The organism is Longimicrobium sp. (assembly GCA_036389795.1).
Classification (GTDB): Bacteria; Gemmatimonadota; Gemmatimonadetes; order Longimicrobiales; family Longimicrobiaceae; genus Longimicrobium.
Genome location: DASVWD010000073.1, coordinates 1 through 22,973, shown reverse-complemented (window position 1 = coordinate 22,973; position 22,973 = coordinate 1). Strand labels below are relative to the sequence as shown.

The 22,973-nt window shown below is 71.6% G+C and carries 13 protein-coding genes and 1 riboswitch; of the genes, 1 reads left to right on the top strand and 12 read right to left on the bottom strand.

Annotation, left to right across the window (positions count from 1 at the left end):
* The 12 genes from VF746_09520 to VF746_09465 form a co-directional block, all read right to left on the bottom strand.
* Nucleotides 1–6,827 (bottom strand): Ig-like domain-containing protein (locus tag VF746_09520; protein ID HEX8692646.1); only part of this gene is annotated, 6,827 nt, incomplete at its 3' end.
* Nucleotides 6,828–6,834: 7 nt separating this feature from the next.
* Nucleotides 6,835–7,116, bottom strand: a complete 282-nt coding sequence (locus VF746_09515) for a hypothetical protein (protein ID HEX8692645.1) — start codon at nt 7,114–7,116, stop codon at nt 6,835–6,837.
* Nucleotides 7,117–7,173: 57 nt separating this feature from the next.
* Nucleotides 7,174–7,254: riboswitch (cyclic di-GMP riboswitch) on the bottom strand.
* Nucleotides 7,255–7,812: 558 nt separating this feature from the next.
* Nucleotides 7,813–8,310, bottom strand: coding sequence for a GNAT family N-acetyltransferase (locus VF746_09510; GenBank protein ID HEX8692644.1), 498 nt, complete (start codon nt 8,308–8,310; stop codon nt 7,813–7,815).
* Nucleotides 8,311–8,466: 156 nt separating this feature from the next.
* Nucleotides 8,467–8,988 (bottom strand): tail fiber protein, encoded by a 522-nt coding sequence (locus VF746_09505; protein ID HEX8692643.1) that lies wholly within the window; start codon nt 8,986–8,988, stop codon nt 8,467–8,469.
* A 13-nt stretch (nt 8,989–9,001) separates the two neighbouring features.
* Nucleotides 9,002–9,520, bottom strand: a complete 519-nt coding sequence (locus VF746_09500) for a tail fiber protein (protein HEX8692642.1) — start codon at nt 9,518–9,520, stop codon at nt 9,002–9,004.
* Nucleotides 9,521–9,536: 16 nt separating this feature from the next.
* Nucleotides 9,537–10,049 carry a tail fiber protein gene (locus tag VF746_09495; protein ID HEX8692641.1) on the bottom strand — a complete coding sequence of 171 codons (513 nt, stop codon included), beginning with the start codon at nt 10,047–10,049 and terminating at the stop codon, nt 9,537–9,539.
* Between the two features lie 276 nt (nt 10,050–10,325).
* Nucleotides 10,326–16,172, bottom strand: coding sequence for a hypothetical protein (locus VF746_09490; protein HEX8692640.1), 5,847 nt, complete (start codon nt 16,170–16,172; stop codon nt 10,326–10,328).
* A gap of 427 nt (nt 16,173–16,599) precedes the next feature.
* Nucleotides 16,600–17,841, bottom strand: a complete 1,242-nt coding sequence (locus tag VF746_09485; protein ID HEX8692639.1) for an aminotransferase class I/II-fold pyridoxal phosphate-dependent enzyme — start codon at nt 17,839–17,841, stop codon at nt 16,600–16,602.
* Between the two features lie 216 nt (nt 17,842–18,057).
* Nucleotides 18,058–18,357, bottom strand: coding sequence for a 50S ribosomal protein L27 (rpmA, locus tag VF746_09480; GenBank protein ID HEX8692638.1), 300 nt, complete (start codon nt 18,355–18,357; stop codon nt 18,058–18,060).
* Between the two features lie 15 nt (nt 18,358–18,372).
* Nucleotides 18,373–18,687, bottom strand: coding sequence for a 50S ribosomal protein L21 (gene rplU / locus VF746_09475; protein HEX8692637.1), 315 nt, complete (start codon nt 18,685–18,687; stop codon nt 18,373–18,375).
* Nucleotides 18,688–19,121: 434 nt separating this feature from the next.
* A complete protein-coding gene (locus VF746_09470; protein HEX8692636.1) occupies nt 19,122–20,717 on the bottom strand; it encodes an Rne/Rng family ribonuclease in 1,596 nt (531 codons plus the stop codon).
* A gap of 158 nt (nt 20,718–20,875) precedes the next feature.
* A complete protein-coding gene (locus tag VF746_09465) occupies nt 20,876–22,087 on the bottom strand; it encodes an acyl-CoA dehydrogenase (protein ID HEX8692635.1) in 1,212 nt (403 codons plus the stop codon).
* A gap of 239 nt (nt 22,088–22,326) precedes the next feature.
* Here VF746_09465 and VF746_09460 point away from each other — a divergent pair, with 239 nt between their 5' ends.
* A complete protein-coding gene (locus tag VF746_09460) occupies nt 22,327–22,836 on the top strand; it encodes an NUDIX domain-containing protein (protein ID HEX8692634.1) in 510 nt (169 codons plus the stop codon).
* The last annotated feature ends 137 nt before the right edge of the window (nt 22,837–22,973 follow it).

Below are 22,973 nucleotides of genomic sequence, written 5' to 3'. Positions count from 1 at the left end.
CCGGTGGTGTTCTGGATCAGCCCGCCCGTGCAGGTCGGCGTGGCGATCGAGCAGCTCCCGCCGTTGCCCGCCACCACGAGCCCGCCGCTCGAGCCCGTGTTGTTCAGCACGATCCCGTTCACGCCGCCGTTGGCCGAGATCGACCGGAAGGTCAGGCCCGAGGCGCCGATGGTGGTGTTCGCCACGTTCAGCGCGGTGCCGGTCGTCGACGTGATGGAGTTGTTCGCCCCCGTCACGGTCACCGTCCCCCCGCCCGTGGCGCTGAAGCCGGCGCCACTGGTGGTGGTGATCCTGAGCGAGTCGACGAAGCTGATGGTGGCGCCCGTGTTGCTCGACAGCGTCACCGCCGCGCTGGCGCCCGTGCTCAGCACCTTGGTGGCGCCGGAGAACGCGATGGTGCCGCCGGTGCCGTTCTGCACCAGGATGCCGGTGCCCGTGTCGCTGATCGAGCCCGAGAGGGTCACCGTCCCGCCCGTCCTCCCGGAGATGGAGACCGACCGGTTGGCGGTGTTGGTGATGCTGCCGGCGTAGTTGATCGCGTCCGTGCCGCCGCTCACCAGGAAGTCCTCGGCGGCGGCCGTGGCGATCGAGCCTGAGCCCAGGTTCACGGTCCCGCTCACGCTCGTCAGACTGATCCCCCGCCCCGTGCTCCCCGACGAGCTCGTGCTGGAGAAGCCCGCCCCGCTGAAGGTGGTGCTGGTGGCGTCGACCGCCGGCCCGCCCGTGGCGCTCACCGTGCCGCCGCCGATGCTCAGCGTCCCGGCGCTCGAGGCGAAGAGACCGGTGCCGCTGCTGGTGGTGATCGCGAGCGAGCCGAAGGTGGTGGTCCCCGAGTTGGTCTGCAGGTGCACGCCGGTCCCGCTCGAGCCGCCCTTGCCGACGGTCGTGGTGCCGAACGAGAACCCGCCGGAGCCCTGCACGTGGATCCCCGTCCCGCTCGGGTTGGTGATGCTGGTGGTCCCGCTGGTCAGGGTGCCGGCCTGGTTGACCAGGTTGATGCCGTTGCCGGTGCCGCCCGTGGCCGAGATGCTGCCGAAGGCGGCGTCCAGCGTCCCCGACGTGGTCAGGTCCAGCGCCCGCCCCGAGCCGTTGTTGATGCTCACGTCCGCCACCGTCAGCGTGCCCACGGTCGAGCCGGCGATCGCCGCGCCCGGGGCGCCCCCGGCCACGAAGCCGCGCAGCACGTTGCCGCTGCCCAGGGTGATCCCGTTGCCGCTGGCGGAGGCGAGGGTGGGCGCGGCGCCGCCGGTGGCCGGCTGCGCGCCCGCGTCCGCCGGCCAGGTGAGGCCGGCCAGCGTGGCGAAGACGCCCGCCGCGCCCTGGCCGATCAGCCGCTGCGTGTTCTTCAGCACCAGCGCGCCGGTGCCCGAGTACGTCCCCGAGGCCACGTAGACGACGTGCCCCGCCAGGTTCGCCGAGCCGTTGTAGCAGCCGCTGGCGCCCACCAGGCAGTTGAACGGCGTCCCCTTCCGCCCGTCGCCGCCCGCGCCCGCCGCGGCGTCCACGAACCAGACGGGCGTGCCCACCGTGAGCGACACCGTGGCCACGGAGCTGGTGCCGAAGCCGTTGGTGACCGTGAAGGTGAAGCTCGCCGCGCCGGTGAAGCCCGCGCTCGGGGTGAACTCGAAGGTGCGGTCGGTGTGGATCACCGCCACCCCGCCGGTGGCTCCGGTCACGTCGTAGGTGGGCTGGTCGCCCGCGGCCGTCACCGTGAAGCCGGTGCTGGTGGTGGTGTTGATCGGCACGTTCCCCACCAGCGTGGGCGTGTACGTGCTCGAGGTCGCCGTCGGCCGCACGCCCACCGCGATCTTCACGGTCGCTTCGGAGCTGCCGGCCCCGTTGGCGATCCGGTACTGGAAGGTGAAGTAGCCGGTGAAGCCCGTCTTCGGGGTGTAGGTGAAGCTCCCGTCGGCGTTGACGGTCAGCGAGTGCCCGTCGACGACCACGTTGCTCCCCGCGGCGTTGGTTACCGTGCCGCCGAGCGTGCCGCCGCCGAAGTGGGTGAGCGTGGCCGCCGGGAAGCCCAGGATGTCGTTGGCCAGCAGGCCGGGCGTGGAGCCCGCGGGCGCGACGAGCGTGGCGTCGAGCGCGGTGTGGAACGCGCTGCCCGGCGCGCTGGCGCTCGCGGCCGAGTCGGCCACCGCGACCGGCGGCGCCTGCACGGTGAGGGTCACCGTGGCGCTGTCGGTGCCCGCCGGGTTGGTGAGCCGGTAGAGGAAGGTGTAGACCCCGCCCGTGGTCGGGTTCGCCAGCGAGAAGGTGCCGTTGGCGTTGACCGTGAGCGTGCCGCCCGCCAGCGGCACGCTGGCGCCGGCCGCGCTGGAGCCCACCGTGCCGCCCAGGCTCCCGCCGCCGAAGTGGGTCAGCGTGCCGGCCGGGTCGCCCAGGTCGTCGGCGCCGCCGCCGTTGTCCGCCGTCACGTTGCCGTTCAGCGTCGAGCCCGTCGTGGTGGTGAAGGCGTCGTCCTTCGCGTCGGGCGGCCGCTGCACCACGATGGTGACCGTGGCGTCGTCGCTGCCGGCCGCGTTGGCCAGCCGGTACTGGAAGGTGTAGGTGCCCGCGGTGGTCGGGCTCGCCAGCGAGAAGGTGCCGTTGGCGTTGACCGTGAGGGTCCCGCCCGCCAGCGCCACGCTGGCGCCGGCCGCGTTGGAGGTCGCCGTCCCGCCCAGCGAGCCGCCGCCGAAGCCGGCGACCGTCGCGGCCGGGGAGCCCAGGTCGTCGGCCCCGCTCCCGTTGTTCGCCGTCAGGTCGCCGTTCAGCGTGGCGCCCGGCAGCATGGTGAAGCTGTCGTCCTTCGCATCCGGGCCCCGCTGCACGACGATGGTCACCGTCGCGTCGTCGGTACCCGCCGCGTTGGTCAGCCGGTACTGGAAGGTGTAGGTCCCGGCCGTGGTCGGGTTGGCCAGCGAGAAGGTGCCGTTGGCGTTCACGGTGAGCATGCCGCCCGCCAGCGCCACGCCGGCGCCGGCCGCGTTGGAGGTCACCGTCCCGCCCAGGCTCCCGCCGCCGAAGGAGGTCAGCGTGCCGGCCGGGTCGCCCAGGTCGTCGGCGCCGCCGCCGTTGTCGGCCGTCAGGTCGCCGTTCAGCGTGGTGCTCACGACCGTGGTGAAGGCGTCGTCCTTGGCGTCCGGCGCCCGCTGCACCACGATGGTGGCCGTGGCGTCGTCGGAGCCGGCCGCGTTGGTCAGCCGGTACTGGAAGGTGTAGGTGCCCGTGGTCGTCGGGTTGGCCAGCGAGAAGCTCCCGTTCGCGTTCACGGTGAGCGTGCCACCGGCCAGGGATACGCTCGCGCCGGCCGCGTTGGAGGTCGCCGTCCCGCCCAGCGAGCCGCCGCCGAAGCTGGCGACCGTCGCAGCCGGGGAGCCCAGGTCGTCGGCCCCGCTCCCGTTGTCCGCCGTCAGGTCGCCGTTCAGCGTGGCGCCCGGCGACACGGTGAAGGCGTCGTCCTTCGCGTCCGGGGCCCGCCGCACGACGATGGTCACCGTGGCGTCGTCGGTCCCCTGCGAGTTGGTGAGGCGGTACTGGAAGGTGAAGGTCCCGCCCGTGGTGGCGCCGTTCAGCGAGAAGGTGCCGTCGGCGTTCACCGTGAGCGTGCCGCCCGCCAGCGCCACGCCGGCGCCGGCCGCGTTGGAGGTCACCGTCCCGCCCAGGCTCCCGCCGCCGAAGGAGGTCAGCGTGGCCGCGGGCTGGCCCAGGTTGTCGGCGCCGCTCCCGCTGTCGGCGAACAGGCTCCCGCTCAGGTTGCTCCCAGCGTTCACGGTGAAGGCGTCGTCCTTCGCGTCGGGCGGCGAGACGGCGAGCACCAGCAGCACGGCGCTCCCCGAGGCCGAGCCGCTCGTCGCCACGATCTGCGTGGAGTCGTCCGCCGCCAGCGGGCTGGCCCCGGTCGCGGTCGTGCTCGTCCCCGTCGCGGGGCTCACGGTCGCGGCTGCGGGGTTGCTGCTGCTCCAGCCGACCGTGGGGCTCGGGATGGTGTTCCCGAACGCGTCCGTCACCGTGGCGGTGAAGCCCGCCGTCCCCCCGGCCGGGATGGTGTCCCGGGCCGGAGCGACCACGACGGTCGCCGGCGCGCCGACCGCGACGTCGAACGCGCTGCTCGTCGCCCCGGTCAGGCTCCCCGAGCTGGCCGCCAGGGTGTAGCCCGTCCCGGCCTTGTCGATCGACAGCGTGGAGAAGGTCGCGACGCCGTTCACGGCCGCCACGGTCGTGGTGCCGGAGAGCGTCCCGCCGGACGGGTTGGCGCCGATCGCGACGGTGACGTTGTCGGTCGCGGTGGCGACCGGGTTCCCCAGCGCGTCCCGGATCTCCACCTGCACCGCGGGGGTGATCGCCTGCCCCGCCGTGGTGTTCGTCGGCTGGACGGTGAAGGCGAGCTGCGCCGCGGCTCCGGCCGTGACGTCGAACGCGCCGCTCGTCGCCCCGGTGAGCCCGGAGGCGGACGCCGTGAGCGTGTAGCCGGTCCCCGCCCTGTCGATGCTGAGGTCGGAGAAGGTGGCCACCCCGTTCACCGCCGCCACCGTCGCCGTCCCCGACAGCGTGCCGCCCGAGGGGTTGGTCCCGATGGCCAGGGTGATCGAGCTCGATGCCCCGGTGACCGTGTTCCCCGCTGCGTCCTGCACCGTCACCTGCACCGCCGGCGTGATGCTGGCGCCCGCGGACGTGTTCGACGGCTGGACGGTGAAGGCGAGCTTCGTCGCCGCCCCGGGCGCGACGTCGAACGCGCTGCTCGTCGCCCCCGTGAGCCCGGACGACGAGGCGGCGAGCGTGTAGCCCGTCCCCGTCTTGTCGATGCTGAGGTCGGAGAAGGTGGCGACCCCGTTCACCGCCGCCACCGTCGCCGTCCCCGACAGCGTCCCGCCCGAGGGGTTGGTGCCGATGGCGAGCGTGATGCTGTTCGTCGCGCCCGAGACCACGTTCCCCAGCGCGTCCTGCACCTCCACCGTCACCGCGGGGGCGATCGCCGCGCCCGCCGTGGTGTTCGTCGGCTGCTGCGCGAAGACGAGCTTCGCCGCCGCGCCCGCCGTCACGTCGAAGGCGCTGCTCGTCGCGCCCGTGAGCCCCGAGGCCGCCGCGGTGAGCGTGTAGCCGCTGCCTACTTTGTCGATGCCGAGGTCCGCGAAGTTGGCGATGCCGTTCACGGCCGCCACCGTCGCCGTCCCCGACAGCGTGCCGCCCGACGGGTTGGTGCCGATCGCCACCGTCACGTTGTCGGTGGCGCCCGTCACGGTATTCCCGTAGGCGTCGCGGATCGCGACCTGGACGGCCGGGGTGATGGCGGAGCCCGCCGCCGTGCTCGTCGGCTGCTGCGTGAAGGCGAGCTTCGCCGCCGCGCCCGCCACCACGGTGAGCGTGGAGGTGCCCGACTTGTTCGACGCCGCCGCGGTCACCACGTGCGCCACGCCCGCCACGGAGTCGACCGTGAAGGTGGTGGTCGCCTGCCCGGAGGCGTTCGTGGTCCCCGTGGTGGTGGTGAAGGAGCCGCCGTTGGTGCTGCTCCAGGTGACGGCGATCCCCGGGAGCGGGTTGTTCTGCTTGTCGAGCACGGTGGCGGTCAGCAGCTGCGACCCCTTCGCCGCCACGCTGGCCGACGGCGGCGCGACCGCGACGGAGCCCACCGGCTTCCCGCCGCCGCCCCCGCCGCCTCCTCCGCCCGTGTCGCCGCCGCAGCTGCCCTCGGTGAAGACCGCGTACCGGCTGAAGTGCGAGATGGGAGCGGTGACCGTGTTCACCGTGGTGTTCACGCTGCTGCCGGGCACCTCGCTCCACGCGCTCGCCTTGAACTCGCAGATCACCAGGTTCGCCTCGTTCGCGCCCGGCGGGAGGTTCGCGTCGTCGTAGCTGATGGTGAGCGACACCGGGAGCGCGAAGGTGAGCCCCGAGGGCCCGAAGCTGTACGCCGTGTTCGCGACGTAGCCGGCCGCGGAGACCGTGGCCGGCGACACCGAGATCCTCCAGTCCTCCGCCAGCGCGCCGGCGGGGAACCCCATCACCACCTTCCCGCCCACGAAGGGGAACGTGCCGCCCGCGGAGCCCACCACCGCGCTGGAGGGCGCCGGGCGGGTGAACGTCTCCAGCACGATCTGTCCGCGCACCAGCTTCTTCGCCTGCACCGTCTGCCCCCACGCGCCGACCAGCCCCCCCGGCGCGGGAGACGAGAGGCCGAACGAGGCCATGTTCGTGTACGCCAGGCTCCCCACGATCGCCGACGCCGCAGGGTTGGCGGCGTTCTTCTCCACCTGGTCGTAGCTGCGCACCGCCAGGTCCGGCCCCACCTGCGCCCCGGAGATCCCCTGCACCCAGTCGTAGCGCGGCGAGGTGCCGTCGGGCCGGAGGTCCGAGAAGTCCTGCAGCACCACCAGCCCCGTCAGGCCGTCGCCCCACTGCCCCGCCGCCCAGCGCCCCAGGTTCTGGATCAGCGTCAGCTTCCCGGCGCTGGTCCCCGAGATGGTCCCCCGGTCGGGCGTCCCCGACCACACCGCCACCCGCCCGGTGAGCACCTGCGCCAGCCGCGTCTGCACCCCCGGCTCGCGCAGCAGGTCGTACGGCGCGTTGGCCAGCGACGGGACGAAGACGGCCGCGTACTGCTGCAGCTGCGCCAGCGTCATGGTGCGCAATTCCGTGTAGCGCTTGTCCACGCCGCCGGGGAAGGCGAGGGTCGATCCCGTCGTGGTGGCCAGCGCCAGCTGCTGGGCCACGCGGTCGCACCCCGCGGCGTCGGCCGGGGGGCAGACGACCAGCGCCTTCTGCGCGGCCAGCCCGGAAGCAAGCAAGGGGGCGGCGAAGACCGCCGCGAGGAGCGCGGCGGCCCGGAGGGAAGAGCGGCTCATGTTGGCCTCAGTTGCAGGCGTCTGCGATGACTGCCTGGAAGGTGGCGACGTCCTGGGCGAGCGACGCGTCGCGCGGGGCGCGCGCCAGGGAGGCGCGCGAGTCGGCGAGCTGGCGCTGGTACGCCGCGCACAGGCTCGACCCCTGCTCCGCGGGCGCGGCCGCCGAACTGGCCTCCGCGGGAGCCTCGAGCTTCGCGGCGTCGGCCGCGGTGGACTCGGTCGGGGTCTTCGGGGGGAGCTGGCACGCCGCCAGGGCGAGCGCGGCGGCGAGGAGGAGAGAGGACCGCATGGGACTGCCTCCCAACAGGGATGAGGCCGGCGGAAAGCGCCGGAGGGAGAGTCCTCGTTCGGCAGCCGGGCTGTCTCGCGGAACGCGAGACCCAGGGCTTTGCGGACCGGCCTCGCGGCCGGGGTGCCGTTTGTCGGGAGGGGCGGACGCCGGGAGGCTCCGGACCGTGAGAAACGAAGAGGGATGATCGGCGAGTATTTTCCCGGCGGGCCGCGGGAGGGCAAGAAGCAGACCGATGCCGGCGTGCTCCGGGCGCCGCGCCATCGGACGCGCAAGTGCTCACGTGACAGAGAGTTACCTGATCTGCCAGCAGCGGCCGTGGTCCGTCCGCTTCACGGTGCGAAGGCTGGAGTGAGGTGCAGGCGCCCCATACTCGCCGCGCCGATGATGCGCGCGCGCTACAAACTCGAGGCGCGCTCCCGGGGCGGGGGTCCGCGCTTCATCACATCGCAGGGGATCGTCCGGGGGCGATCCCGAAAAGACTCGCGCCGGATCCGGGGAACATCGGATCTCATATCACGCAGAGTCGGCAGCGTCAGCGGAGAACGCCTCCGTCGACTCTGCCGACTCCGTGTGAGAAAAGGCTTTCCCCGGACCCCGTAGAGAAACGGAGGAGCAGAAGGACCGAAGTCCCCGCTCCTCCGTGTGATCCGGCCTGCTCCGCCCGGAGCCGGGACGATGCCCGGCGACGTGGGATCACCCCGCCGCCGCGCCGGCCGCCGGGCGCGTCATCAGCAGGTAGACGCCCGTCTCCCCGCGGTACTCGAACCCCAGCCGCTCGTACAGGCGCCGGGCGGGGTTGAAGACCTCCACGTGGATGCTGACCGGCTTCCCGGCCGCGTCGCCCTCGGCGAACACCCGCCGGAGCAGCCGCGTGCCGATCCCGGCGCCGCGGTGCTCGGGAAGGAGGGCGATGTCCACGATGCGGATCTCCCGCTCCCAGCGGTCCACGTACAGCCGCCCGATCGGCTCGCCGTCCAGCAGCACCAGGTCGAAGCTGGCGTCGGGGTAGTGCTCGGTCCACCAGGCGTGCTGCGCCGTGAACTGCTGGCGCACGAACGCCTCCTTCTGCTCCGGGGTCCACGGCACCCGCTCCAACTCGTCGGCGCGGATGGTGCCGTAGAGGCGCAGCAGGAAGTCCATGTCCTGGTCGCGGATCGGGCGCAGGCTCAGCGCCCCCGTCGTGGTGTCCATGCGGATCGTGGGGAGTGGGGTGCTCGCGGGCAGAAGAGACCGGGTCCTGCTGTCCCGAAACGAGACGAAGAAGCTCTCGCTTCCGGACATTTTGTGCAGACGGCGGCGCGAAGGGGGCGGTCCGGAGACCGCCCCGCCCCGCGTTTCCGTGCGTTTCTACGGACGCTGCGGGAAGATCCCCTGCAGCGCGATGCAGAAGTTGAGCGCCAGGTACGGCTGCATGTTGTTGTGCGGCAGCCCCCCGCCGGCCGGCGCGAGCATCTGGAAGCTCATGTTCACCACCGCCCCGGAGGTCTTGAACAGGTTCCCGCCGCCGAACGGCCGGGCCCACAGCGCCCCGGCGGGAGCGGTGGTGTTGCCGAAGGTGTTCTGCGCCTGGAGGACGTGGGTGTGCACCGGGATCTCGGACTGCAGCAGCGTGATGCTCTCCACCCCGCTCTGCTCTCCCAGGTCGCGCAGGGAGAGCCCCTGCCCCTGCCCCGGCTGCATCGGGGCGCTCCCCTGCAGGTTGGGAAGCGCGAACGTGCTCTTCCCGTCGCCGCCGTAGGTGGTGCCCAGCAGCGCGAAGAGCGCCGTGTTCTGGGAGATCGGCATGAGCTGCCCGTTGCAGAACGCCCACCCCGTGGGCGGGAAGTTGAACGGGAAGATGCGGATCTCCGCGAGGAACTGATCGGACATGGGCGGTCGCTCCTCAGGTTTGGCTCGGGAAGATCCCGAACAGGGAGATGATGAAGTTGATGCAGAGGAACGGCTGCGTGTTCTCGTGCGGCTGGCTCCCGCCGGCGGGCTGGACCGTGCCCGGGTTCATCGCCACCGGCGAGTTGGGCGGAGCGTAGATCCGCTTGGTGGTGGGCGTGGCCGTCACGTTGTCGGTGGCCGCCAGGTCGCCCGCCGCCAGGCCCGACGCCAGCAGCGCGTGGGAGTGGGCCGGGATCTGCTGGACGGTGAGCGTCTCCTGCTCGGTGCCGGCCATCTCCCCGATCTGGTAGGTGGTGCCGTCGGGCCCGGTGCCCATGTGGATCGGGATGCGGCTGGCCAGGTTCGGCAGGTTGAACGTCTCCTCGCCGTCGCCGCCGTAGGTGGTGCCGATCAGCTGGAACAGGACTTCGTTCTCGGAGATCGGGAGCGTCGCGCCTTCGCAGAACATCCAGCCGTTGGGGGCGAAGTTTCCGGCGAACATCCGGATCTCGCCCACGTAGGGTTGCGCCATGGGAGGTCGTCTCCGGTCAGTTGCGCGAGGGGAAGATGCCCTGCAGTGCGATGATGAAGTTCAGCACCAGGTAGGGCATCATGTTGTTGTGCGGCTGGCTGCCGCCCACGCTGCTCACCCCCTGCGGGGCCATGGCGACGAGGCCTCCCGGGGGGAGGTAGACGGCCTGGAACACGGTCTGGTCAACCGTGGCCAGGAACGCGCCGGCCGGCGAGGGGTTGTCGGCCAGGTCCGAGACGGCCGACGCCCCGTGCGTGTGCGTCGGGAGCTGCTGGATGTTGACCGTGACGCTGGTGCTCCCCGCCGCCTCGCCCAGGTCTTGGCCGTTGCCGAAGTGGATCGGCACCCGGCCGCGCAGGTTCGGCAGCGCGAAGTTCGTCTGCCCGTTGCCGCCGTAGGTGGTCCCCAGGAGCGCGAAGAGCGCCTGGTTCTGGTTGATGGGCAGGAGCTGCCCGTTGCACAGCGCCCACCCCTTGGGTGGGAAGTTGAACGAGACGATCTTGATCTCGCTCAGGAAGGGTTCCGACATCACTCCTCCTTCGGGTTCGGGTCCCGCACTGGGGACCGGTTGGAGAGTGAACTGCACCCGTGCGGAAAGCCGCGAGCGGCGGGCGCGCGCCACCGTGGAGCGGCCTTCCGGTCCTGCGCGGCGCGAGCGCGCCGGTCCTGCAGACCGATGTCGGGGGAGACTACCGTTCGAGAGGACTGCCGGAGCCGCGGCCGGCGGAGCGCCCGCCGGCCGCGGCCCTTCACGACGATGCTGCGCCGGCGGACGCCCGGGAGGCGCCCGCCGGTCCCTGCCCGATCAGATCCCCGGCCGCTGGCAGAGCGCGCCGTTCGACTTGCTCACCGCCGAGACCGCCACGTTCGCCAGCGTCACCCCGGGGTTGTCCGCCACCACCTCGGCCGCCGTCAGCGCGCCCACCCCCGCGCGCTCGTACGTCATCGTCCCGCCCAGCCCCCCGAAGTTCCCGTCCAGGTACACGTCGAAGAACCCCGACGGCGTCCCCGTCACCGTGTTCCCGGTCATCGCCAGGCACAGCAGCTGGTCCGCGTCGCCGAAGCGGAACACCCCGAACGCACCCACGAACGGCTGCGATCCCTGCGTGTGGCCGTTCACCGTGTTGTTGGTCAGCACCAGGTCCATGTCCGCCAGCGCGCCCGTCCCGTTCGCCGCGTTCGTCTCCCCCGAGGCCACCTCCCACCCGTCGGCCCCGATGTTCGTCAGCGTGTTCCCGTTGAACTGCAGGATCATCCGCGCGTTCTGGTTCAGGCCGATCTCGAACCCGTCGTCCAGCGTGCTGCTGATGTTGTTCGTCTCCACCCGCGCCTTCAGGGTCGAGGTGTTCCCCGCGCCCATCAGGTACACCCCGTCGCCGCTCACCCGCGTGAACGTGTTGCCGGTCGAGACGAAGTTCGTCGTCCCCCCCAGGCTGTTCACGTTGATCAGACCGGCACGGCACTGCGGGTTGGCCGAGCACAGCACGTTCAGCCCCACGTCCACGCTGAGCGTGTTGTTCGAGAACGTCACCGTGTGCGTCGTCGTCGCCGCCGGATCGCTGCCGAAGTCGAAGGAGGTGTTCACGATGTTCTTGAACGTGCTCCCCTGCACCGACGCCGAGATCACCGACGTCCCGGTCGGGCGGATCTGGATCGCCGAGTTCGCGAACGAGCTGTTCTTCGGGTTCGGGAACTCGAACACGCTCCCGTTCTGCACCGTGAAGGTCAGGTTCGTGTTCGCGTTCGCCACCTGCACCAGGTTCTCCGCAGCGCCCCGGAACGTGGTCGCGTCGATCAGCGCCGTCCCGGTCACGTTGACCAGGTTCAGCCCGTTCATGTTGTTGACCCCGTTCCCGTTCGTCTCCAGGTAGCTCGTGTTCAGCGTCAGCCCGGCCACCGCGCTCGCGTCGATCCCGTGCGCGCCCGAGTTCTGGATCCGCACCCGCGTCAGCGAGACGCCGCTGGTGGAGGTGAGCTGCACCCCCGAGCCGGTGGTGTTCTGGATCAGCCCGCCCGTGCAGGTCGGCGTGGCGATCGAGCAGCTCCCGCCGTTGCCCGCCACCACGAGCCCGCCGCTCGAGCCCGTGTTGTTCAGCACGATCCCGTTCACGCCGCCGTTGGCGGAGATGCTCTGGAACGTCAGCCCGCCGCTGCCGATGGTGGTGTTCACCACGTTCAGCGCTTCGGCCCCCGCGGCGGTGATCGTGTTGCCGGCGCCGGCCACGATCACGGTCCCGCCGCCGGTGGCGTCGAAGCCCTTCCCGGTGCCGCTGGTGGTGATCGCCAGCCCGCCGCCCGTGAACTCGACGGTGGCGCCCGTGTTGCTGGTCAGCGTCACGCCGTTACGGGTGGCCGGCAGGTTCAGCGTCTTGGTCGCGCCGCGGAAGGCGATCCGGCCGCCGGAGTTGTTCTGCACCAGGATCCCCGAGTGGGTGCTGGTGATGCCCCCCGTCACCACCACCGAGTCGCCGTTCACGCCCTCCACGTGCACCGGCCGCGAGCTGGTGGCGTTCTGGCTGATGCTCCCCGCGTAGACCACCGCGGGGTTGCCGGCCAGGGAGCCGGCGGGGAACGTCTCGAGCACCCGCAGCGCGGGCGCGGTGCGGTTGCTCACGCTCGCGGTGGCCGCGAACGTGAACACCCCGTCCGAGTTCTGCAGGATCTCGATCCCCGGCCCGCCGCCCTGGAGCGTGGTGGTGCCGTTGAACGCGTAGCTCCCGTCGGCGTTGTGGAAGAGCAGGCCGGTGAGCACGCCGCCCGCCGGCGTCCCGCTGTTCGCCGCCACGGTCCCGCTGAAGGTGAGCGTCCCGGTGGCGTGCCCGACCACGGCCAGGAGCGGCTGCTGGTTGTTCTGGGTGAGGTTGCCCTGCCAGGTGGCCGACACGGTCCCGTTACGGACCACCATCAGCGAGTCGGTGCCGCCGGCCAGGGTGCCGCCGCTCACCGTGAAGCTGCCGGCCACGGTGTTCAGCAGCACGCCCTTGATCGCCCCCGAGAGGGTGCCGCCGATGCTGGCGAAGGTGCCGTTCAGCGTCCCCGTCCCCAGGTTGAGCGCCGGGCCGCTCGTCGCGGCCAGCGTGGTGCCGTTCACCGACAGCGTGCCGAAGCTGAGGCCGAAGACGGCGGCGTTCCCGCTCGCCCCGGCCGTCACGTTCATGAAGTTGAGCGCCGTGTTCACGGTCACGCTGAGCGAGACGGCGTGCCCGCTGGTGCCGCTGATGCTGCCGCCGGAGCCGCCCGTGACCCCGTCGCCCGTCACCTGGAAGCCGCCGCCGGTCAGGCTGGACAGCAGGATGCCGTTGGTCCCGCCCGTGGCCGAGACGCTGTGGAAGGTGACCCCCGACGCGCCCAGCGCGATGTTCGACAGGCTCACCGGCGTGCCGCCCGTGGAGGCCGCCGTGTTGTTGGCGCCGGTCACCTGCAGCGTCCCGCCGCCCGAGGCGGCGAGGCCGGCGCCGGTGGTGGTGGTGATCGCCAGCCCGCCGCCGCCGAAGCTGATCGTTGCGCCGGTGTTGTTGAGCACGTTCACGGCGACCCCCGTGCCCGTGCTCACCACCTTCGAGGAGCCGGTGAAGGCGATCGTGCCGCCGGTGTTGTTCTGGACCAGGATGCCGGTGTTGATGTTGTTGTTCTTGGTGAGGGTGCCGCCGTAGGTGAACGCCGGCGCGCTCCCCAACACCCGCACCGCGTGGTCCGTGGGGTTGGTGATGCTCGCCGTCCCCGCGCTCCCGGCGATGTCGAAGGTGCCGGCGGAGCCGTTCAGCACGTCGATGCCCGCGTCGCCGCCGTTCAGGGTGGTGGTGCCGGTGATGTTGTAGGTGCCGTCGGCGTTGTCGAACTGCAGGCCGGTGCCGTTGGTGGCCGAGAGCGCGCCGCCGAAGGCGAGCGTCCCGGCGGAGTGCCCGCCCGTCACCGAGAGCAGCGCCGCGGCGTTCGGCTGCGTGATGCTCCCCGCGTAGCTCATCGACACCGTGCCGCCGATCACCGCCACGGCGGTCCCCGTCGGGTTGGTGATGCTGCCGCCCGCGGCCGAGAAGGTGCCGCTGACGGTGTTCAGGATCAGCCCGCTGCTGGCGCTGTTGGCCGAGCTGAGGCTGGCGAAGGTGCCGACGAGCTTCGAGTTGGCCAGGCTGAGCGCCGGGCCGCCGGTGGCCGACACGTTCACCGCCTGCACCACCAGGCTGTCCACCGCCGAGGTGAAGATCCCGGCGTTGCCGCCCGCACCGGCGCCGGTGACGTCCAGGAAGCGCAGCGCGACCGTGGTCCCGCTCAGCGTGGAGAGCTCCACCCCGTGGCCGGTGGTGGACTGGATGGTGCCGCCCGAGGCCGGCGTGGCCGCGTCGCCGGTCACCTGGAAGCCGGCACCGGTCACGCCGGTGAGCTTGATCCCGTTCACCGCGCCGTTGGCCGACACGCTGTGGAAGACCACGCCGCTGCCGCCGGTGTTCACCGCGTCCAGGGTGACGGCCGTGCCCGTGCCGGTCGCCACCGTGTTCAGGGCGCCGGTGACGGAGACGAGCCCCCCGCCGGTGGCGCTGAAGCCCGCGCCGCCGGTGGTGGTGATCACGAGCCCGCCGCCGCCGAAGGCGACGCTGGCGCCGCTGTTGCTCGCCAGGGCCACGCCGGCGTTGGCGCCGGTGCTCACCGTCTTGGCCAGGCCGTTGAAGGCGATCGCGCCGGCCGTGTTGTTGTGGACGTCGATCCCCTTCCCCGTGAGGGAGATCGAGTCGGCGAAGGTCACGCTGCCGCCGGTGAGGCCCGCGACGACGATCCCGCCGCCCGCGTCCTCCACGTTCTCGGCCAGGGTGATCGCCCCGCCCGCGAGGTTGGTGACCACGACGGCCGAGTCGAGCGTGTTCTGGATGCGCCCCGGGTAGCTGAAGGTGAGGCTCCCGCCGTTGACGCGGAAGGCGATCCCGTCGGGGTGCCGAATCAGCCCGCCGGCGGCCGAGAGCGTGCCGCCCACGCCGTCCAGCGAGATCCCCGTGGTGTTGCTGCTGTCGGAGGAGAGGAGCGCGAAGTTGGCCGCCAGCGTGCCGGTGGTGAGGTCGAGCGCCGGCCCGCGCGGGTTGACCCCCAGGTCCGAGGCGGTGAGCGTGCCGAAGTTGCTCCCCAGGATCGCCGCGCCGTCGGCGGCGGTGATCCCCACGCCGCGCACGGTGTTGTTCTGGGCCAGGGTGATGGTGGGGCCCGCGTCGGTGCGGGTGAGCCCCGGCGCCGCGCCGGCCGCCAGGATGGTGACCGTCTGCCCGTTCAGGGTGGTGGAGTACCCGGTGGGGATCCCCTGCCCGATGAGCGCCTGGCCGTCCTTCAGCACGCCGGGCCCGTCGAGCTGCGTGACGCCGTTCGCCAGCACGAAGATGGAGTCGCCCGTGGCGGCCGCGCTCACCGCCGAGGCCAGCGAGCCGAAGGGGAAGCGGTCGCGCCCGTCGCCGCTGGCGCCCGCCTGCACGTACCAGTAGTTCGAGGACGCCACGTTCACCACCACGGTGGCCGAGTCGGGGCGCCCGCCGTCGTTCACGTGGTAGCGGAACGAGTCCTGCCCGCCGGGGAAGCCGGCCGGGCTCAGGTAGTCGTAGGCCCCGCTCGAGTCGATGCGCGCCACGCCGCCCTGGGCCGTGGTCACCGTCTCCGTCAGGATCACCGTGTTGTTGTCGGGGTCGGTGATCTTGGTCTTGAGCCGCGGCGCCGGCAGCCCCACGGTCACGTTGGTGATGGCGTCGATGGTGTCGCCGCGCAGCGTGGCCGGGGGGGTCGGGACCACGACCACCACCTTCGCCGTCCCGGTGCGGTTCACGGGCGAGGCGGCGACGGGGGCCGTCGCGGTGATGATGGCCGTCCCCCCCCCGACCCCCGTCACCAGGCCGCTGCTGGGGTCCACCGTGGCCACCGCGGTGTTGTTCGAGCTCCAGGCGATGGTCCCGACGGAGTCCACCCCCATGAAGTTCTTCGGCGTCCCGGTGAGCTGCACGGTCTCGCCGGGCGCGAGCAGGCTCGAGTCCGGCTCCACGTTCACCCAGCCGTTCGGCAGCGAGAGCGGCGTCTTGACCATCACCCGGAAGAAGAACTCCTGCACCTGGGGGTCGAAGCGCAGCTTCCAGCGCCGGGCCGGCGAGGTCTGGCCCGAGTCGAGCACCGCGTTGTAGGTGAAGTACGGCTGGTCGGTGTAGGTGAAGATGTCCGTGCCGTCCTCGTTGGCCACGTCCATGCTCCCGCCGGTGCTCCCCAGCACCACCGGGCCCACCGAGAAGCCCACCCGCATCTCCCCGGCGACGCCCATGCTGTCCACGCCCAGCCGCTGCACGCGCCCGTCGTCGGGCTGCGGCAGCACGTTGGTGATGACGACGTCGAAGGCGAAGGTGTCTGCGAAGACCGCGATGTTGCTCGAGGTCAGCCGCACGTTCACGTTCTGGTTCCCCAGCAGCTGGGCCGAGGCGCCGCCGGCCGAGGGCGACGGGTCCTTGCAGACCACCACCATCCCCCGGATGTTCGCCCGGCACTCGATGGAGGCGACCTCCGCCAGGGGGCCCCCCGGCGGGACCGGCTGCGGCCCCACCGGCGAGCCGCCGTCGTCGGTGCACGCGGCGAAGACGACCGCCAGGCCGAAGAGCGAGAGGCCCGCGGCGGTGAACGAACGATGGCTGAGGCTCATAACTGCTCCGGGGTAAAGCGGTCGGGATATCGGCGGCCGGGCCGTGAGCGGACGCCGATAGGGCTCGGCGCCGGGTCGTGAGGGGGGTTTTGGCCGGGAGGGGAGAATACCACACCCCCGGGCGGGTCGAGCTGACCCGCCGGGGCGTAGCACTACGAGGCCTCAATCTCTCTCACCGGGGGCCGGACGTCAAGGGATAGTCGATAGTTAGGCCGTCCCGCGCCGCGGGCCCGGGAGCGGAATCAAGCGTTTGCGCCGGAAACGGAAGGATTCGAGGAGCTGCCGGACCGCGGACGGTGGAGCTTCGGACAGGCGTGTCCCCGTGCCGGGGCCGGGGGTGTGCGGGCCGCGCGGGGCATTTCTCCCAGGCCGCGGAAAGGGCGCACGGGTCGGAAGCGGAGCCAGGCCGGTCCGGACCGGGAAAGCGCTACGCCGCCTTGCGCCGGAGCACCCGCCCGATGCGCTCGCCCGCCTCGCGCAGGCGCTCCTCGGGCTCGATCAGGGCGAAGCGCACGTGCCCCTCCCCCTCGCGCCCGAAGCCCACGCCGGGCGAGACGACGACGCCCGCCTCGCGCAGCAGGTGGCGCGCGAACTCCATCGACCCCAGGCCCACGAACTCGCCGGGGATCGGCGCCCACACGAACATGGTGGCGCGCGGCGGGGGGACAGGCCACCCCGCGCGGTGCAGCCCCTCGATCAGCGCGTCGGCGCGGCGGCGGTAGGTCTCGCGCGTCTCGCCCACGCACTCCTGCCCCGCGCGCAGCGCGTGCGCGGCCGCGATCTGGATCGGCTGGAAGATCCCGTAGTCCAGGTAGCTCTTGATCTTGGTGAGCGCGCCCACCAGCGCGGGGTTCCCCACGCAGAAGCCCACCCGCCACCCGGCCATGCAGTACGACTTCGACATCGAGAAGAACTCCACCCCGATCTCCTTGGCCCCGGGGACGGAAAGCAGGCTGGGCGGCTCGTCCGCGAACGCGAAGTCGGCGTAGGCGAAGTCGTGGATCAGAAGGAGCCGCTCGCGCCTGCACAGCTCCACCGCCCGCTCGAAGAAGCCGCGCCGGGCCGAGAGCGTGGTGGGGTTGTTGGGAAAGGAGAGCACCAGCGCCTTCGGCCGCGGCCAGGTGGAGCCGCACGCCTCCTCCACGGCGGAGAGGAGCGCGTCGCCCTCCACGAACCCCTCGTCGTCGCCCACCAGGGGGATGGAGTGCACGCTCCCCCCGGCGAAGACGACGGAATAGTAGTGGATCGGGTACGCCGGCGAGGGGACGATCACCGTGTCGCCCTGGTCCAGGACGGCCAGCATCAGGTGGCTGATCCCCTCCTTGGCCCCGATGGTGACCACCACCTCGGTCTCGGGGTCCACCTCCACGCCGTAGCGGGCCTGGTAGTGCTCGGCCATGGCGTCGCGCAGCCCGTAGATGCCGCGCGAGGCGCTGTAGCGGTGGTGCCTGCGGTCGCGCGCGTGCTCCACCATCTCGTCGACGATGTGCTGGGGGGTGCCCAGGTCGGGGTTCCCCATCCCCAGGTCGATCACGTCCTCGCCCGCGGCGATGCGCTCCTGCTTCTCGGCGTTCACCTGCGCGAACACGTACGCGGGGAGCTGCGACAGGCGCGGGAAGTCGCTCGGCGAGCGCGGCGGCCAGGCGGAAGCGGGCCTCTCAGCGGGCATTGCGGTCTCTGCAAGTCTCTGGTGGATCGACGGATCGGACGGCGGTTCCCCGTTGCAGGATTCTCGCCGCGGGGGTGAGCGCAGGAAGTACGGGAGGAGTGCGGGAGTACGAGAGTACGAGAGTGCGGACGACCCGGCCTCCTCGCGCTGGCATACGAAGAAGCCGCCCCGGCTGGAGTGCCGGGGCGGCTTCGTTGTGCTGCGGCGGAAGCGCCGTCAGTCCGCGGCGAGCTCGGTCGCCTCGGCCTCGGTCTCGGCCGCCTCGAAGGGGACCACGGAGACCTTCTTGCGCTTCTTGTCCTTGCGGCCGAACGCGACCGTGCCGTCGACCAGCGCGAACAGCGAGTCGTCGTTGGCCCGGGCCACGTTGTTGCCCGGGTGGAACCTGGTGCCGCGCTGGCGGACGATGATGTTGCCCGCGAGCACGAACTCGCCGCCGAACTTCTTCACGCCCAGCCGCTGGGCGTTCGAGTCGCGGCCGTTGCGGGTCGAGCCGCCGCCCTTCTTGTGAGCCATGGTGCGTACCTCCTGTTAGCCGAGCGTGATGTCGTTGACCTTCACCTCGGTGAAGCCCTGCCGGTGACCCTGCTTCCGGCGGTAGTTCTTGCGCCGCTTGTGCTTGAAGATCACGATCTTCTCGCCCCTGCCGTGGCGGACCACCTCGGCCGTAACGGAAGCGCCATCCACCACGGGCTTCCCGACCTTGATGGTGTCGCCGTCGGCACCCAGGAGCACCTCGCCGAACTGGACCTGCTGGCCCGGCTCGACGTCGAGCGACGGAAGGCGAAGCGTCTTCCCCGGCTCGGCCCGGAACTGGCGGCCGCCGGTGCGGATGATGGCGTACATTGGTTTCCCGTGACTCCCGTGACGAAAACGGAGTGCTGCCCCAGAAACAGACAAGACGGGTAATTTCGCCAGAAATCGCCCGCCTGTCAACCCCGCGGCGCGCGGAAACCACCGGATCAGCGGCACTTGCGCCCCCGAAGGCGCCCGCTCCGCTCCTCCGCGGCCCCCGCCACGGCGAAACCACGCAACCGCATCAATGGCAACAAGATAACACGATTCCGCCGCCAGCGGGAGGGCTTCGCCCCGCCCCGGCGAAAAACTGCATGGACTCACACAGAGGCACAGAGGACACAGAGAACGGCCCTCCCCCGCCGCGGCGGAAGAGAGGCCGTTCACGCTAAGCACTAAGGACTAAGGACTAAGGACTAAGGACTAAATCACTGCCGTACCTCGTACTTCGTACTTCGTACTTCCGTACTCTCGTACTTCCGTACTCACCCCAGGTTGAACTTCGCCGACAGGTCCTGGTGCCCGCCGGCCGAGATCAGCCGGAAGTCGTCCTGGGCGATCAGGGGGTCGTCGCGCACGGCCACCTTCACCCCCAGCGCCTTCTCCAGGGTCTTGCCGAAGCCGGGCTCCTCCTCGATCACGTAGAGGGCCACCTCGGGGTGCACGCGCACCACGAGCGACTTCTCCTTCGCCTCGGCGCCCACGCGGCGGATGGCGCGCTCGATGCGGCGCACCACCGTCTCGGGGGTGAAGATGCGGCCCGTCCCGCCGCAGGTGGAGCAGGCCTGCGTCTGGATCTGGAAGAGCGAGGGGCGCACCCGCTGGCGCGTCATCTCGATCAGCCCCAGCTCGCTCACCTGGAACGCCTTGGTGCGCGCCCGGTCGCGCGAGAGGTGCGCCCTCAGCTCCTGCAGCACCTTCTCGCGGTTCTGCTTCGACTCCATGTCGATGAAGTCGCAGACGATGATCCCGCCCACGTCGCGCAGGCGCAGCTGCCGGGCGATCTCGCGCGCCGCGTCGAGGTTGGTCTTGAGGATCGTCTTCTCGGGGTCCTTCTTCCCCGTGTAGCGGCCGGTGTTGACGTCGATGGAGACCAGCGCCTCGGTGGGCTCCACGATGATGTAGCCGCCCGACGGCAGGTTCACCCGGCGCTGGAAGGCGTCGCGGATCTCGCTCTCGATCTCGTAGGCGTCGAAGAGCGGCTTCGGCTCCTGGTACAGCCTCACCCGCTCGATGAGCGACGGGTCCACCTGCTCCAGGTACTGCTTCACGTCCTCGAACACCTGGGGAGAGTCGACGATCAGCGAGTCGACCTTCTGGCTGAAGAGGTCGCGGATGATCCCCGCCACCAGCTTGGCCTCGCGGTGGACCACCGCCGGGGCGCGCGAGCGCGAGGCCTTGCGCTGGATCTGCTTCCAGAGCCCCATCAGGCTCTTCATCTCGCGCTCGAAGGTCTCGCGGGTGAGCTCCTCGCCCACCGTGCGCACGATCACCCCGCCCGCCTTGCTCGGCAGGATCTCGCGGGCGAGCGTCCGCAGCCGCGCCCGCTCCTCGCGGTCCTCGATCTTGCGCGAGACACCCACGTGGTCGCTGCCGGGCATGTAGACCAGGAAGCGCCCCGGGAGCGAGACGTGGGCGGTCACCCGCGGCCCCTTGGTGCCGATCGGCTCCTTGGAGACCTGCACCAGCAGGTCCTGCCCCTTCTTGACGATGTCCTGGATCGGCGGGTAGCGGCGCGAGCGCTTCCCTCCCCCGCCGTTGCCGCCGCCGTTGCCGCCGCCGTTGCCGCCGCCGTTACCGGCCTCGTCGCCGCCGCCGGCCTCGGCCTCGTCGTCGTCCTCCTCGTCGTCGTCCTCCACGGCCACGTCGGAGACGTGCAGGAAGGCCGCCTTCTCGGTGCCGATGTCCACGAAGGCGGCCTGGATGCCGGGGAGGACCGCCTCCACGCGGCCCTTGTAGAGGTCGCCCACCATGCGCGCGGCGTCGGGGCGGTCGACCATGAGCTCGACCAGCACGTCGTCCTCCAGGATGGCGACGCGCGTCTCGCGGGCGGTGGTGTTCATCAGGATCTCGCGCTTCACGCCGCCTCCGGGGTCCCGGGGGGCGCGCCAGGCTCCCGACGCACCGGTGCAATGGGCCGCGCGCGGAGGGCGCGGGGGCGCCCTCCGTCCAGCCTCGTTCGGGTCATGCTGCCTCGTTCTCGTCCGCCCCGGGCGTTCGGCGCGGGGACGGGTGGTCTCTACTGGTTGAGCTCGCGGAGGAGGCTCCTGGCGATCACCAGGCGCTGGATCTCGCTGGTCCCCTCCCCGATCTCGCAGATCTTGGCGTCGCGCATCATGCGCTCCACCGGGTATTCCCGGGTGTAGCCGTAGCCGCCGTGCACCTGCACGGCCTTGGTCGTGATCCGCATGGCCGCCTCGCTGGCGAAGAGCTTGGCCATGGACGCCTCGCGGGTGTAGGGCCGCCCCTGCTGGCGCAGCCAGGCGGCGTGGTACACCAGGTGCTTCGCGGCCTCGATCTCGGTGGCCATGTCGGCCAGCATGAACTGCAGCCCCTGGAAGTCGGCGATCGGCTTGCCGAACTGCCTGCGCTCGGTGGCGTAGCGGAGCGCCTGCTCGAACGCCCCTTCCGCGATCCCCAGGCTCAGCGCGGCGATCCCGATGCGGCCGGCGTCCAGCGTCTTCATGAAGTTGACGAACCCCTCGCCCGGCTGCCCCAGCACGTTCTCGTCGGGGACGAAGGCGTCTTCCAGGATCAGCTCGCGCGTGTCGGAGGCGCGCCACCCCATCTTGTCCTCCTTCTTCCCCGCCCGCACGCCCTCGGTGAACGGGAGCTGGTCGGAGTGCCCGACGCCGACCTCGCGCGCCTTCTCCAGGTCGGTGGTGGGCTTGGTGACGATGAAGGAGGTGATGCCGTGCGTGCCCTTCGACCGGTCGGTCTGCGCGGTGACCACGAACACCTCGCCGACGCCCGCGTGGGTGATGAAGATCTTGCTCCCGTTGAGCACCCAGCCGCCGTCGGCCCTGACCGCCGTGGTCTGCGTGCCGCCGGCGTCGCTGCCGGCGCCCGGCTCGGTGAGCCCGAAGCCGGCCAGCACGGTCCCCGCGGCCAGCAGGGGGACGTAGCGCTCCTTCTGCTCGGGGGTGCCGAAGTTGACGATCGGCGAGGTGCCGAGCGTGGTGTGGGCGCTCACCGTGATGGCGTGGCTGGCGTCGACCCTGGCCAGCTCGTGGATCACGATCATGTAGGCCACGCCGTCCATCCCCGAGCCGCCCAGCTCCTCGGGCCAGGGGATGCCGAAGAGCCCCAGCTCGCCCATCTTGCGGACGTTCTCCCAGGGGAACTCCGACGAGCGGTCGAGCTCCGCGGCGACCGGCGCGATCTCGTTCTGGGCGAAGTCGCGCACCATGTCGCGGATCATCAGGTGGTTCTCGTCGAAGTACCGTTCCATCGTCCCTTCCGTGTCCCCTTCTATGTCGTGAAGCGTCTCGCGCGTAGCAGCTTTGCAAACGGCGGGAATCTACGCCGCGGGCCCACGATCCGAAAGATTGGGGCCGCCGGAGAGGGGATAGGGCACAGGGGACAGCCTGCGGGACCGCGGGAGCGGGCCGGGAGCGTGCGAACGGACGTCCCCGCCGCCATCTTCGTCCACGATGCCGCAGGAACCCGCGATCCTTCCCGGGCCGGACGATGCCGATCTCGCCCTACCTCCGTGAGCTGCGCGCGCGGGCCGGCCCCGCGCGCCTGGTGCTCCCCTCGGCGACCGCCATCGTCTACGGCGCGGCCGGCGAGCTCCTGCTGGTGCGGCAGCGCGACGGCGGCGTGTGGTCCACCCCCGGCGGGACGGTGGAGCCCGACGAGCGCCCGGCGGACGCGGCGGCGCGGGAGGCGTGGGAGGAGACGGGGCTCGTGGTGGAGCCGGTGCGGGTGCTGGCGGTGTACGGCGGGCCGGGGTTCGTGGTGCGCTACCCGAGCGGCGACGAGGCGCAGTACGTCATGACCGTCTTCGAGTGCGCCGTCCGCGGGGGAGCGCTCCGCCCCGACGGCCGCGAAACCCTGGAGGCGCGCTTCTGGAGCGAGGCCGGGGCGGCGGCGCTCCCGCTGGCGGCCTGGCTGCGCCCGGTGCTCCCCACCCTCTTCGCCCGCCCGGGGGCGACGCACTTCCACCCCGCGAGCTGGACTCCGCCGCCTGGCGATTGATGCCGATTGAGAATCTGATCCGGTAATCGGGCTCGTAGGGGCGAGGCCTGCCTCGCCCGCTGCCTCTCGCAACACCAAAGCTCGTCGAAGCGGGCCGGGCATGTCGCCGCGTGATGGCCTTCGGCCATCCGGGCGAG

Bases quoted from the DNA above. Each gene is read 5' to 3' on its own strand.
- VF746_09515 (HEX8692645.1), bottom strand. From the start codon at position 7,116: ATGCGGTCCTCTCTCCTCCTCGCCGCCGCGCTCGCCCTGGCGGCGTGC.
- VF746_09510 (HEX8692644.1), bottom strand. From the start codon at position 8,310: ATGGACACCACGACGGGGGCGCTGAGCCTGCGCCCGATCCGCGACCAG.
- VF746_09505 (HEX8692643.1), bottom strand. From the start codon at position 8,988: ATGTCCGATCAGTTCCTCGCGGAGATCCGCATCTTCCCGTTCAACTTC.
- VF746_09500 (HEX8692642.1), bottom strand. From the start codon at position 9,520: ATGGCGCAACCCTACGTGGGCGAGATCCGGATGTTCGCCGGAAACTTC.
- VF746_09495 (HEX8692641.1), bottom strand. From the start codon at position 10,049: ATGTCGGAACCCTTCCTGAGCGAGATCAAGATCGTCTCGTTCAACTTC.
- VF746_09490 (HEX8692640.1), bottom strand. From the start codon at position 16,172: ATGAGCCTCAGCCATCGTTCGTTCACCGCCGCGGGCCTCTCGCTCTTC.
- VF746_09485 (HEX8692639.1), bottom strand. From the start codon at position 17,841: ATGCCCGCTGAGAGGCCCGCTTCCGCCTGGCCGCCGCGCTCGCCGAGC.
- rpmA (HEX8692638.1), bottom strand. From the start codon at position 18,357: ATGGCTCACAAGAAGGGCGGCGGCTCGACCCGCAACGGCCGCGACTCG.
- rplU (HEX8692637.1), bottom strand. From the start codon at position 18,687: ATGTACGCCATCATCCGCACCGGCGGCCGCCAGTTCCGGGCCGAGCCG.
- VF746_09465 (HEX8692635.1), bottom strand. From the start codon at position 22,087: ATGGAACGGTACTTCGACGAGAACCACCTGATGATCCGCGACATGGTG.
- VF746_09460 (HEX8692634.1), top strand. From the start codon at position 22,327: ATGCCGATCTCGCCCTACCTCCGTGAGCTGCGCGCGCGGGCCGGCCCC.